Annotated in this window: 10 protein-coding genes; 9 read left to right on the top strand and 1 reads right to left on the bottom strand. The window is 63.6% G+C overall.

From position 1 onward, the window contains the following. The first annotated feature begins 25 nt into the window (after positions 1-25). From proS to ACP15D_RS03820, 5 genes are all read left to right on the top strand, one after another. Complete coding sequence (gene proS / locus ACP15D_RS03840) at positions 26-1,558, top strand: proline--tRNA ligase (protein ID WP_424956242.1); 1,533 nt, start codon at positions 26-28, stop codon at positions 1,556-1,558. A gap of 120 nt (positions 1,559-1,678) precedes the next feature. Further along, positions 1,679-2,950, top strand: a complete 1,272-nt coding sequence (locus ACP15D_RS03835; RefSeq protein ID WP_424956241.1) for a lipoprotein-releasing ABC transporter permease subunit — start codon at positions 1,679-1,681, stop codon at positions 2,948-2,950. Positions 2,951-2,961: 11 nt separating this feature from the next. Continuing rightward, a complete protein-coding gene (locus ACP15D_RS03830) occupies positions 2,962-3,717 on the top strand; it encodes an ABC transporter ATP-binding protein (RefSeq protein ID WP_424956240.1) in 756 nt (251 codons plus the stop codon). Positions 3,718-3,805: 88 nt separating this feature from the next. Then, complete coding sequence (dnaE, locus tag ACP15D_RS03825; RefSeq protein ID WP_424956239.1) at positions 3,806-7,375, top strand: DNA polymerase III subunit alpha; 3,570 nt, start codon at positions 3,806-3,808, stop codon at positions 7,373-7,375. Between the two features lie 35 nt (positions 7,376-7,410). After that, on the top strand, positions 7,411-8,310 hold the full coding sequence (locus tag ACP15D_RS03820) for a hypothetical protein (RefSeq protein ID WP_424956238.1): 900 nt from the start codon (positions 7,411-7,413) through the stop codon (positions 8,308-8,310). 123 nt (positions 8,311-8,433) lie between these two features. On the opposite strand, the gene ACP15D_RS03815 is transcribed toward ACP15D_RS03820, so the two are convergent. Beyond that, positions 8,434-9,213 carry an RMD1 family protein gene (locus ACP15D_RS03815; RefSeq protein ID WP_424956237.1) on the bottom strand — a complete coding sequence of 260 codons (780 nt, stop codon included), beginning with the start codon at positions 9,211-9,213 and terminating at the stop codon, positions 8,434-8,436. A 213-nt stretch (positions 9,214-9,426) separates the two neighbouring features. Between ACP15D_RS03815 and ACP15D_RS03810 the strand changes: the two genes are divergently transcribed. The 4 genes from ACP15D_RS03810 to frr all read left to right on the top strand — a co-directional run bounded on the left by ACP15D_RS03810 (position 9,427) and on the right by frr (position 13,115). After that, entirely contained in the window at positions 9,427-10,413 is a 987-nt protein-coding gene (locus tag ACP15D_RS03810) for a 30S ribosomal protein S2 (RefSeq protein ID WP_424956236.1), read from the top strand. A 96-nt stretch (positions 10,414-10,509) separates the two neighbouring features. Further along, on the top strand, positions 10,510-11,436 hold the full coding sequence (gene tsf / locus ACP15D_RS03805) for a translation elongation factor Ts (RefSeq protein ID WP_424956235.1): 927 nt from the start codon (positions 10,510-10,512) through the stop codon (positions 11,434-11,436). Between the two features lie 263 nt (positions 11,437-11,699). Further along, positions 11,700-12,446 carry a UMP kinase gene (pyrH, locus tag ACP15D_RS03800; RefSeq protein WP_424956234.1) on the top strand — a complete coding sequence of 249 codons (747 nt, stop codon included), beginning with the start codon at positions 11,700-11,702 and terminating at the stop codon, positions 12,444-12,446. Between the two features lie 105 nt (positions 12,447-12,551). Beyond that, entirely contained in the window at positions 12,552-13,115 is a 564-nt protein-coding gene (gene frr, locus ACP15D_RS03795) for a ribosome recycling factor (RefSeq protein ID WP_424956233.1), read from the top strand. The last annotated feature ends 58 nt before the right edge of the window (positions 13,116-13,173 follow it).

Genomic DNA, 13,173 nt, shown 5'->3' with positions numbered 1-13,173 from the left:
AATGCGTGATGATGCGGGGTGGGCGATGAGCAAGCGCGCGCTACCCATCTCCCGCGAGCAGAATTTCCCCGAGTGGTATCAGGCAGCGGTGCGGGACGGCGACATGGCCGAGACGAGCCCGGTGCGCGGCTGCATGATTATCAAGCCGTGGGGCTGGGGCGTGTGGGAGCGCATCCAGGCCGAGCTCGACCAGCGCATCAAGGATACCGGGCACGAGAACTGCTATTTCCCGCTGTTCATCCCGATGAGCTTCATCGCCAAGGAGGCGGAGCACGTCGAGGGTTTTGCCAAAGAGATGGCGGTTGTCACGCACCATCGCCTCAAGAACGTGGGCGGGGAGCTGGTGGTCGATCCGGCGGCAAAGCTGGAAGAGCCGCTGATCGTCAGGCCGACGTCGGAAACGATCATCGGCGATGCGTTCCAGCGCTGGGTGAAGAGCTATCGCGACCTACCGCTGTTGATCAATCAATGGGCAAACGTGGTGCGCTGGGAGATGCGCACGCGTCTGTTCCTGCGCACGGCCGAGTTCCTCTGGCAGGAGGGCCATACGGCGCACGCCGATCGCGACGATGCCATGGCCGAGACGCTGAAGATGCTCGAGGTCTACCGTGAGTTCGCCGAGGGCGTGCTGGCGATGCCAGTGATCGCTGGCGAGAAGCCTGCCAACGAGCGGTTCCCAGGCGCCGACAACACCTATTCCATCGAAGCGATGATGCAAGACGGCAAGGCGTTGCAGGCTGGCACCTCGCATTACCTCGGCACGCACTTCGCCGAGGCGCAGAACATCCAGTATCAGAATCGAGAGGGGCAGCTCGAGCACTGCCACACGACGAGCTGGGGCGTCTCCACGCGGTTGATCGGCGGCGTGATCATGACGCACGGCGACGATGACGGTCTCAGGATGCCGCCCAGGATCGCGCCGCGCCAGATTGTCATCGTGCCGATGCTGCGCGACAAGCCCGAGGACAAGGAACTGCTCGATTACTGCGCGGGGCTGGAAAAGGACCTCAAGGCGCAGGGTATCCGGGTGCTGGTCGATGCAAAGCCGACGAAGTCAGCCGAGAAGCGCTGGAACTGGGTCCGGCGCGGCGCCCCCGTCATCGTCGAGATCGGCGGCCGCGATGCCGCTGGCGGCAACGTCACTTATATGCGTCGCGACAAGCTGCGTGACGGCGATAAGATCGCCTCCCACACGCAGCCGCGCGATGCGTTCGTCGCTGGGGCCCCCGCGCTGCTGGACGACATCCAGGCAAGCCTCTTTGCCGAGGCCAAGGCGCGGCTCGATGGCAACATCGTTACTGACATCAAGACCTTCGATGCGCTGGCGGATTACTTCGGGGCTGCCGAGGGCGACGACGAAGGCGGTGCCTTCAAGGGGTGGGCGTATGTTGCCTGGTCGAAACCCGAGGGGGCGGTGCTGGAGGAGATTGCCGAGCGCCTGAAAGCGCTTAAGCTCTCAATCCGCAATGCTCCACTGGGTCAGAAGCCGGCGGAGGGGGCTTGCCTTTTCACCGGCAACCCGGCGAAGGAATACGTGCTGATCGGGCGGGCCTACTGACCGGGGTAGTCAGTGGCCGGGCGGTGACAGGGCCTCGGGGCCCGGTGTGCCGCAACGCAATCTAGCCCGAATGCCGGGGTAGCTGTGCCCGGCAAAGGCGATCGAGGGAGTACGTGGGGGATGACGGCGGCCGCTTCCGATACCAAGCCGTTCGCGCTGTTCGAGTGGATGCTGGCGCTGCGCTACCTGAGGGCGCGGCGGAAGGAAGGCTTTATTTCCGTCATCGCCGGGTTCTCGTTCACCGGCATCATGCTGGGCGTTGCCACGCTCATCATCGTCATGGCGGTGATGAACGGTTTCCGCAATGAGCTGTTTTCGAAGATTCTCGGCCTCAACGGGCACATCATCGTCAACAAGATCGGCGGCTCGTTCGACGACTACGATGAAGTCGCCAAGCGCATCAAAGAGCTGACGGGCGTCAAAGCGGCGATGCCGCTGATCGAAGGCCAGGTGATGGTCTCATCGGCGGTGCAGGCGACGGGCGCGCTGGTGCGCGGCATGAGCGAGGAAGGTATGCGCTCGCTACCGCTCGTGGCGGACAACATCCGTTTCGGGTCGCTCGACGGGTTCGGCGAGGGAAGCGGAATCGCCATCGGCACGCGGCTCGCCAACATGCTGCGCGTGAATGTCGGCGATACAATCACGCTGGTCTCGCCACGCGGCGCGACGACGCCGTTCGGAACGGCACCGCGTACGAAGCCGTACAGAATTGCTGCGCTGTTCGAGATGGGAATGGCGGAATACGACCGCACCATGGTGTTCATGCCGCTCACCGAGGCGCAGCGGTATTTCTCACGCGGACCCGAAGTGGACGCGATCGAGGTGGTGGTCGATCACCCCAACGACATCGACACTTACCTGCGCGAGGTAAAGCGCGTGGTCGGGCCGGTCAATCACGTGTCAGACTGGCGGGCGCGCAACGAGACGTTCTTTACGGTGCTCGAGGTCGAGCGCAACGTGATGTTCATCATCCTGTCGCTGATCGTGCTGGTTGCGGCGCTCAACATCATATCCGGCCTGATGATGCTGGTGAAGGACAAAGGCCGTGACGTCGCCATCCTCAGAACCATGGGGGCGAGCCGGGGTGCCATCATGCGCGTGTTTCTCATCACGGGCGCCTCGATCGGCATTGTCGGGACGCTTGCCGGGCTGGTCCTCGGCATCGTCTTCTGTCTCAATATCGAGAGCATCCGCGAGCTGGTGTCGTGGATGACGAACACGACGCTGTTCGATCCCAGTGTCTACTATCTGACGCGCCTGCCTGCCGATATGGAGCCTCGCGAGACGGTTTCCATCGTGCTGATGGCGCTGGCACTATCCATCTTCGCCACGCTCTATCCGTCGTGGCGGGCGTCAACTCTCGATCCTGTAGAGGCGCTGCGCTACGAATGAGCGACCGTCGCATGACCGCACTGGTTGAGGAGCTGCAAGCCTTGCGAGACAACGGGCAGCAGACTGCCGCCGCGCAGCCGGTGTTGCGGCTCGACAAGCTGGTGCGGGTGTTTCACCAGGGCGAGCGGCGCATCGCGGTTCTGAACGGGGCGAGCGCGGACATCTATCCCGGGCAGGCGGTAGCGCTGGTCGGCCCGTCGGGTGCGGGCAAGTCGACGTTGCTGCACATCGCGGGTCTGCTCGAGACGCCCGATGAAGGGCACGTCTACATTCAGGGACGCGACTGCTCGCGTATGAACGATGCCGATCGCACGCGTGTGCGGCGGGCGAAAATGGGCTTCGTCTATCAGTTTCACCAGCTGCTGCCCGAGTTCACGGCACTGGAGAACGTGGTCATTCCGCAGTTGATCCTAGGCCGCAATCGCAAGGTGGCGGCGGAGCGGGCAAGGCAGCTTTTGACGTCGCTGGGGCTCGGCGAGCGTGTCGAGCATCGACCCGCCGAGCTGTCGGGCGGCGAGCAGCAACGTACGGCAATCGCGCGCGCGCTGGCCAACGAGCCGCGGCTGTTGCTGGCCGACGAGCCGACCGGCAACCTCGATCCGCATACGGCCGAGCATGTGTTCGACGCGCTGGTGCATCTCATCCGCACGACCGGGGTGGCGGCGCTGATCGCCACGCACAATCTCGAAATTGCCCGGCGCATGGATCGTGTCATCACCCTCAGCGACGGCCTGCTGGTGGAGTTGGAGCCGTCCTCGCTGCGGTGAACCGACAGCCCCACGCGGAGTGCAGTGTGATGGGGAGAGGGGATGAGAGCGCTTGGGCGGCGCGGAGTAATGTCCTAAATCTGGTGGCATGAACGCTCCGAGTCGTATGCCGAACGATGGTCAGCCCGCCGGGCCGGCGCAGCCGCGCTTCGTGCACCTCAAGGTGCATTCCGCCTATTCGCTGCTAGAGGGCGCGCTGCCCATCGGCAAGCTGGCGAAGCTGGCGGAGAAGCTCAACTTCCCGGCGCTAGGCCTCACCGACACGAACAACCTCTACGGTGCGCTCGAATTTTCCGACAAGCTGGCGGGCGCGGGCATCCAGCCGATTGTCGGTGTCAGCCTGACGATCGACTTCCAGGATCGGCGGCACGATGCGACCGAGCGCGGCGCGCCAATCGCGCAGGGGCCCGGCGACGGCAACATCGCTCTGATGGCGATGAATGAGGCGGGATACGCCAACCTACTGAAGCTCGTCTCGCGCGCGCATCTGGAATCGCCCGACGTCGAAGCGGCGTACACGACCGCGGAGATCCTCAAGCAGCATACCGATGGACTGATCGTGCTGACGGGCGGCCCGGATGGACCGATCGACCGGGCCTTACGCGACGGCCAGCACGGATTGGCGGAAGGCCGGCTCGATCTGCTCAAGTCGCTGTTCGGCGATCGGCTCTATGTCGAGATCCAGCGCCATGGCCTCAAGAGCGAGCACGACGTCGAGCCGCAGCTGCTGCAGTTCGCGTATGCCAAGCACATCCCGATTGTTGCAACCAACGAAGCCTACTTTGCTTCCCCCGCTGACTATGAGGCGCACGATGCGCTGCTATGCATCGCCGAAGGGCGTTATGTCGTCGAGGACAACCGGCGGCGGGTGACGCCCGAGCACGACTTCAAGAGCGCGGAGCAGATGGTGGAGGTCTTCGCCGACCTTCCCGAGGCGCTCGACAACACTATCGAGATCGCGAAGCGCTGCGCCTTCCGGCCGCGCGGAAAGAAGCCGATCCTGCCGCGGTTCGTGGCAGCCGACAGAGATCTGACGCCGGAAGAGGTCGCAAAGCTCGAAGCGCAGGAGTTGCGCCGGCAGGCGGCGGCGGGCCTCGATGCGCGCCTTGCCGTCGCGCCGCTGGCGGAAGGCTTCACGCGCGAAGACTATGACAAGCGGCTCGCCTACGAGCTCGATGTGATCGAGGGAATGAAGTTCCCCGGCTACTTCCTGATCGTGTCGGACTTCATCAAGTGGGCGAAGTCGCAGGGCGTGCCGGTGGGGCCCGGCCGCGGCTCGGGTGCGGGCTCGCTGGTTGCCTGGACACTGACGATTACCGACCTCGACCCGTTGCGGTTCGGGCTGCTGTTCGAGCGCTTCCTCAATCCGGAACGCGTGTCGATGCCGGACTTCGACATCGACTTCTGCCAGGATCGCCGCGACGAGGTGATCCGCTACGTGCAGGGCAAGTACGGGCACGACCGGGTTGCGCAGATCATCACGCACGGAAAGTTGCAGGCGCGTGCGGTGCTGCGCGACGTGGGCCGCGTGCTGCAGATGCCGTACGGGCAGGTGGACCGGCTGTGCAAGCTGGTGCCGAACAACCCGGCCAATCCGGTGACGCTGCCCGAAGCGATCGAGAGCGAGCCGAAACTGCAGGAAGAGATCGCGCGCGATCCGATGGTTGCGCGCCTCGTCGAGATATCAAAGACGCTGGAAGGACTTTACCGCCACGCGTCGACGCACGCTGCCGGCATGGTGATCGGCGATCGGCCGCTGGTCGAGCTGGTGCCGGTGACGCGAGACGCGAAGACCAACTCGCCCGTCACGCAGTTCAACTGGAAGCTGGTCGAGGCGGCCGGCCTCGTGAAGTTCGACTTCCTGGGCCTCAAGACTCTCACCGTGCTGAAGAAGGCGGTGGAGCTGGTGAAGCGCGGGCGGGGCATCGATCTCGATCTGACCAAGCTGCCGCTCGACGACAAGAAATCTTACGAGCTGCTCGCGAAGGCCGACACGGTCGGTGTGTTCCAGCTCGAAAGCACGGGCATGCGCGAGAGCTTGAAGCGGCTGAAGCCTGACCGCTTCGAGGACATCATCGCCATGGTGGCGCTCTATCGCCCGGGCCCGATGGACAACATCCCCACGTACATCAACCGCAAACACGGGGAAGAGCCGGTCGACTATCTCCATGGCATGCTGGAAGGGATTCTGAAGGAGACCTACGGCGTCATCATCTACCAGGAGCAGGTCATTCAAATTGCGCAGGTGATGGGCGGATATTCGCTCGGCACCGCCGACCTTCTGCGCCGCGCGATGGGTAAGAAGGACAAGGCCGAGATGGCGCGCCATCAGGCCAAGTTCGTCGAAGGTGCGATGGAGCGCGGCGTCGCCAAGGCGAAGGCCGCGGAGATTTTCGAGCTGGTCGACAAGTTCGCGGGCTACGGCTTCAACAAATCGCACGCGGCCGCCTATGCGCTCGTCAGCTATCACACGGCCTACATGAAGGCGAACTTCCGCGAGGAGTTCTTGGCCGCGTCGATGACACTCGACATGTCGAACACCGACAAGCTCGCGATGTTCGCGGCCGAGGCGCGGCGCAGCGGCATCACCGTGCAGCCACCGTGCGTCAACGCTTCGGAGGTGGACTTCCTTGCCGAGGCATCGAAGGAGGAAGGCAAGCTCGGGGCGATCCGCTATTCGCTGGCAGCGTTGAAGAACATCGGCGCGACGGCGGTTGCTACGATCGTCGACGACCGCAAGAAAAGCGGGAAGTTTGCCTCTCTTGCCGACTTCGCCGCGCGGCTAAATCCAAAAGCGTTGAACAAGCGCGGCATCGAAACGCTGGCGGCTGCGGGCGCGTTCGACGCGCTGGAGCCGAACCGCGCACTCGTTGCGGCCAACGTCGATCAGATCCTCGAGCTGGCGCAGCGGATGGAACAGGAGAGGTCCGACGGGCAGGCGGATTTCTTCTCGCTGGGAGGCGGCGGTGGTGGTGCCAAATCGGGGCCGGCGCTGCAATTGCGCCCGGCCATGGGCTGGACGCCGATGGACAAGCTCTCGCACGAGTTCGATGCCGTGGGCTTCTATCTGTCGGGCCATCCGCTGGATCAATACGAGCAGGCTCTGCAGAAGCTTCGTATCAAGCCCTATGTCGAGTTCGAGGCGATGACGGAGCGAGGAGCTACGAATGGTTCGCTCGCCGGCATTGTCGTCTCCGCGCGCGAACGTAGATCGCAGAAGGGCAATAAATTCGCCTTCGCCATGTTTTCGGATGCGACGGGCCAATTCGAGGCGGTGATCTTCTCCGATACGCTCGCGGTGTCGGGTCACCTTCTGGCGCCGGGGACGCCGGTGCAACTGGGGGTCGCTGCCGAGCGCGACGGCGATACGGTCAAGTTGCGTGTGGAGAGTATCCGGGCGCTCGACGAAGCCGTCGCGGCGGTGCAGGGCGGGATCAAGCTGATGCTCGACCGGCGCGTTATCGAGAAGACTCCCGGTGTGATTGCTCAGCTCAAGGAGCGACTGAAGCCGGGCAAGGGGGAGATCCAATTCGGTATTGAGCTTCCTGAGTTCAACAAGCAAGTTGGGATCCCGCTACCGGGGCGATTCGATGTGTCACCAAATGCGGTCGCCGCGCTGTTCACGGTGCCCGGCGTTGTCGAAGTGTTAGATATCTAAACGTATCCTGAGCCCCAGCACCTGATCGATACAATTTGCGCAAAGGGCTCGTCATCGTGCTTCGTCCAGCTATTGCTGCCGCATTGCTGCTCGCGCTGCATTCCTCGCAGGCGGGTGCCGTCTCATCTTCCTCGCCGCAGACGCAGACTGTCGCTCCGGGGAAGGCCATCGCCACGTATTGTCCGCGGGCGCTGCATCGGGCGACGCGCCTCATCATCGTGACGGTTCCCAATATGTCGTCGGTCAAGGCGACGCTGCATACGTTCGAGCGTCGCTCGCCGGCGGATGCATCGTGGTTGCGCGCCGGGCCGCCTGAAGAGGCCGTCGTCGGGGCGGCGGGCGTTGGCTGGTCGGAAGACTACGATTACCTCGCCAAGAAAGACGAGCCGCAGAAGGTCGAGGGTGACAAGCGCACCCCGGCGGGCATCTTCCGCGTGGCGGGTCCATTCGGGTTCGATACGAGCAAGCTCTCGGGCTATACGAAGCTTGCCAAAGACAACAGCTTCTGCGTCGCCGATCCGACGTCGCGGTACTACGGAAAGATCGTCGGCAAGGGCGTAGCGAAGTACGTGAAGGCCAGCGAAGACATGTCGGCCTCACCGGGCCTGAAGCGCGGGATGATCGTCGATTATCCGGCGCGGCGTGGGGCGAAGGCCGGAAGCTGCGTCTTCATTCAGATATGGGAAGGCGAGACGGCCGGCACCAATGCGCGCATCGGCATGCCCGAGGAGCGGTTGACGGTGCTGCAGAAGTGGAGCGCGCAGGGCTTCACCGCGATTGCCATCGTCTCGCAGGATGCGGCGAGCCGCTTCAAGGGTTGCCTGCCGATAAATTCCGCGACGAGCAGCTACGAGAAGCCAGCAGGTGTGCCGGAGCCCAATCCGCGGCGGGAGCAGACGGCTCCCAAGGAGCAGCGCGCGGATATCTCAAGGTAGTTTCGCTGACACGAGCTTATAGAAGCATTGTGTGCGACGGATGCACTGTGGGCTGAAATCCGGCGCTCGCGCCGGGCGCCCTTGGCGCCTTGCCGCTTACGCGGCGGGCTCCCTCCACGCGGGCTACACGAAGCGGTCGTAGAGGCTCAGGGCGATCTCAACGGCGATCAGGGCGATGATGTACCACTCGAGGCGGTGAGAGGTGCGCGTCGCGAAGAGGTCGGTCAAGGTGTCGGCCGTGCCGCGGATCACTTCCAGCTTGCGCGAGATGGCGCGGCCGCGCTGGGGTAGGTCGTACTCGTCGACGAGGCGGGCCCAGAAGCGCTCCAGCTCGGGATGGTCCCACAACACGTCGGGCTTGTCGTCGAGGTCGACGCGGGCGGCAAGCCGCTGTTGCAGCAGCAGGGCCTCGCCGATCTGCTCGAGCAGCGAGCCCTGGGGCTCGCGGGGCAAAAGGCGCTGCTTCAACGACTGGGCGACCTCGTCGATGCGCTCGAAGGCGGCGGCGAGGCGGCGTTCGTCGTAGGCGAAGGCGACCGTCATTGCCATCGCCTCGGCGACGAGCAGGAGCCGATCTGGATCAGCGGATTTTATCTGCAAGTCACCGGCGAGCGTCAGGAGGCCGTCCTCCTCGGGCTTCACGACGAGGCGCAGGGTTTCGGTTTCGCGCTCCTGAAGGGGGGCGATGATGCGGTCGTCGAGGCCGCGGATCAGCTGCTCCTCGTCCACGGGATTCATGCCGATGAAGACGGCGGCGCCGGATTTGAACAGGACGGCGATACCTTCGCCGCTGGTGCGGAAGGCAAGGGGGGTGGTCGAGAAGGCGTCCTCGCGCTCGAGGCCCTTGAGGTCGATGCGCTCACCAAGTTGCAGCGCGCGTACGTTTATGACTTTGTTGCTCATGCGACTTTCCGGGGCCTGCGGGCGTTAACCGACGCTACGCGGGGGTAAGCTTGTCATTTCGGAGTGTACACTCTATAAGCGCGCCCATCTCACACGCGGACTTCGTCGTCAGAGCGGATTGAAAGCCCCGTTCGGCGCTCCGGTGGAGCACTCCCTTGCTAAGGGGGCGCTCTTCTAAGGTTCGCGGAGGATCAACCGGAAAAAGGACTACCCATGACGCTTCCTGCGTTCAATATGCGTCAGCTTTTGGAAGCTGGCGTGCACTTCGGTCACCAGTCGCACCGCTGGAACCCCAAGATGGCGCCCTTCATCTACGGCGCCCGCAACAACATTCACATCATCGACCTGACGCAGACGACGCCGATGCTGCATCAGGCGCTGCTGAAGATCTCCGATACCGTCGCCCACGGCGGCCGCGTTCTGTTCGTCGCCACGAAGCGCCAGGCCTCCGACTCGATCGCCGAGGCTGCCAAGCGCAGCGCCCAGTACTTCATCAACCACCGCTGGTTCGGTGGCACGCTGACGAACTGGAAGACGATTTCGCAGTCGATCCGCCGCTTGCGCCAGCTCGACGACATTCTTGCCGACCCGCATGGCCGCACGAAGAAGGAAATCCTCAACCTGACGCGTGAGCGCGACAAGCTCAATCAGGCGCTGGGCGGCATCAAGGACATGGGCGGCACCCCGGACCTTCTGTTCGTGATCGACACGAACAAGGAAAGCATCGCCATCCAGGAAGCCAAGAAGCTCGGTATCCCGATCGTCGCAATCGTCGACACCAACTGCGATCCGGACGGCATCGACTTCCCGGTTCCTGGCAACGATGACGCCGGCCGCGCCATCACGCTGTATTGCGATCTGATCGCCCGCGCCGCTCTCGACGGCCTGGAGCGCAGCCAGACGTCGGCTGGTATCGACGTCGGTGCGTCGGAAGCGCCTCCGGCCGAGGAACTGCCGGCTGCGTTCCGCGGTATCGAGGCTCCGCGTGGCGAACCGGACGATCTGAAGCGCATCACCGGCATTTCGCCGAAGCTCGAGCAGCGCCTCAACGATGCCGGCGTCTTCCACTACTGGCAGATTGCCGACCTCGATGCGGAGCAGACGGGTGCGCTCGATCGCAAGCTGAAGCTGAGGGGCCAGATCTCGACCGAGAAGTGGGCCGAGCAGGCTAAGAAGCTGGTCGAATCGGCCGCTGCCTGACGAAACGGCCGCCATGTGCGGCCGCTTCACCATTGTGCCAACCCGCGGGCGCCAAGCTTTGAGCGATGGGCGCCCGCCAAGCTAATGAGCTGATCAATGACGATCACTGCGAACCTCGTCAAAGAGCTGCGCGAGAAGACCGGCGCCGGCATGATGGACTGCAAAGCCGCTCTCACCGAGGTGAAGGGCGACATCGAGGCGGCCATCGACTGGCTGCGCAAGAAGGGTCTCTCCAAGGCTGCCAAGAAGGCTGGCCGCGTCGCCGCCGAGGGCCTGATCGGCATCTCTGCCGACGGCAAGTCGGGCGCTGTCGTCGAGGTCAACTCGGAGACGGACTTCGTTGCCCGCAACGAGCAGTTCCAGGATCTGGTGACCAAGGTCACCGCGCTCGCCAAGGAAGCCAACGGCAGCGTCGAAGAGCTGCTGGCCGCCACGTTCCCCGGCAAGTCGATCACGGTCGAAGACCAGGTAAAAGAGCTGATCGCCACCATCGGCGAGAACATGAGCGTGCGCCGCACCGCAAAGCTCGAAGTGCCGGAGGGCGTCGTCGGCTCTTACGTGCATAGCCAGGTTGCGCCGGGTCTGGGCAAAATCGGCGTGCTGGTCGCGCTGGAGTCGCCCGGCAAGAACGCCGATGAGCTGGCTACCCTCGCGCGCCAGATTGCCATGCACGTTGCCGCGACGAACCCGGTTGCTCTCAACATCGAGGGCGTTCCGGTCGAGACGCTGGAGCGTGAGAAGGCGATCCTCGCCGACAAGAACCAGGGCAAGCCGCCGCAGGTGATCGAGAAGATCGTCGCTTCCGGCATGAAGAGCTATGGCAAGGACAATTGCTTGCTGGAGCAGGCCTATATCCACGATCCCTCGAAGAGCGTGGCTCAGGCAGTGAAGGATTCGGAAGGCAAGGTCGGCGGTCCTATCAAGCTCGTCGGCTACGTCCGCTATGCGCTGGGCGAAGGCATCGAGAAGAAGGAAGACGACTTCGCTGCTGAAGTCGCTGCTGCCGCCGGCACAGCAAGCTGATTATACGTGACTTTTCAAGGGCGCGTCCTCGTCGAGGGCGCGCTCTTTTGTGACTGGGTGCGGATCTGCCCTATGCGAATCCGCTCTGGGTGCGCTAGCTAAAGCGTCTTGCGATCCGATGGGATCGGAGCCGACGCTTTAGATTGGTTGTTTGGTCGCATTTTCTTACGACGAACCGGCATCCACTTCGTCGGAAAATGCTCGGGGTGTGATCGTCGGCCGGCAACGGCGACCGGCTGGGCCGCGATAACGAGGAGGCAGTCATGGCAGCTCAAGCAGCAGCCGGGGGAGCGGGGAGCCAACCGCTCGTCTATAAGCGGCTACTCCTGAAGCTCTCTGGCGAAGCGTTGATGGGACCGGGCGCGTTCGGCATCGATATGGCCGTTTGCGAGCGGCTTTCGCGGGAGATCGCAGAAGCGATCACGGCGGGCGCGGAGATCGCGGTCGTCGTGGGCGGGGGAAATATCTTCCGCGGCCTTGCCGGCGCAGCCAAGGGGATGGAGCGCGCCACCGCCGACTACATGGGCATGCTGGCGACGGTGATGAACGCGCTGGCTCTAGAGAATGCACTCAAGAACGCCAACGTCGAGGCGCGCGTGCTGTCCGCCATTCCCATGCCGACGGTGTGCGAGAGCTATGTGCGGCCGAAGGCTCTGCATCACATGAATGCCGGCCGGGTGGTGATTTTCGCTGCCGGGACGGGAAATCCATTCTTCACCACGGACACGGCCGCGACGCTGCGTGCCATCGAGATGGATTGTCAGGCGGTTGCGAAGGCGACCCAGGTGGATGGCGTCTATGACTGCGACCCGCGCAAGAACCCCAACGCGATCCGGTATGACCGTCTCGGATATGCCGAGGTTTTAGCGCGTGATCTCAAGGTGATGGATGGTGCCGCGATCGCGCTTGCTCGCGACAATGCACTTCCGGTAATTGTCTTTTCCATCGAAGAGCCGGGCAACCTCCTCAAGGTCCTGCGCGGCGACGGGCGGGCAACCGTCATCGAATGAGCGGCGGCGCAGAGGCTACTGCGCGCTGCGGAAAGAATCTTGACCCCAATCGGCCGGCAGTGGAGCCGCTAATAGCTTCGAACACGGCCGCCCAAGGAGAAACCCATGTCGACCGGTTCCTTTGACCTCAACGATCTGGAGAAGCGCATGCGCGCTTCGCTCGATGCGCTGAAGCGCGAGCTGTCGGGTTTGCGCACGGGGCGCGCCAGCGCGCATCTGCTCGATCCAATCCAGGTGCTCGTCTATGGCTCGCGCATGCCGCTCAACCAGGTCGCGACCGTCTCGGTGCCGGAGCCGCGCACGATCTCGGTGCAGGTCTGGGACAAGAGCAATGTCTCGGCGGTCGACAAGGCGATCCGGGAGTCGAACATCGGCCTCAATCCGGTCATCGACGGCACACTGCTGCGCCTTCCCATTCCGGCGCTGACCGCCGATCGGCGCAACGAGCTCGCCAAGCTGGCCCACAAGTACGCCGAGCATGGCCGCGTCGCAGTGCGCAACGTGCGTCGCGAGGGCATGGATCTTCTCAAGAAGCTGGAGAAGGACGGCAAGATCAGCCAGGATGACCATCATAAGTCATCGGCGAAGGTGCAGGAGCTGACGGACCGGCTGATCAAGGAGATCGACGAGACGCTGTCGGCCAAGGAAGCTGAGATCCATAAGGTTTGAAGGCTTTGATCAAAGTGGTATTGCCGTTATCCTAGGGTTCCCCGAGATGTTGGAAACC

The sequence above is a fragment of the Hyphomicrobium sp. 1Nfss2.1 genome (assembly GCF_965243865.1).
In the GTDB taxonomy this organism is placed as follows: domain Bacteria; phylum Pseudomonadota; class Alphaproteobacteria; order Rhizobiales; family Hyphomicrobiaceae; genus Hyphomicrobium_A.
The sequence above is the reverse complement of the archived record's forward strand: the minus strand, read 5'-3'. Positions and strand labels throughout refer to the sequence as shown.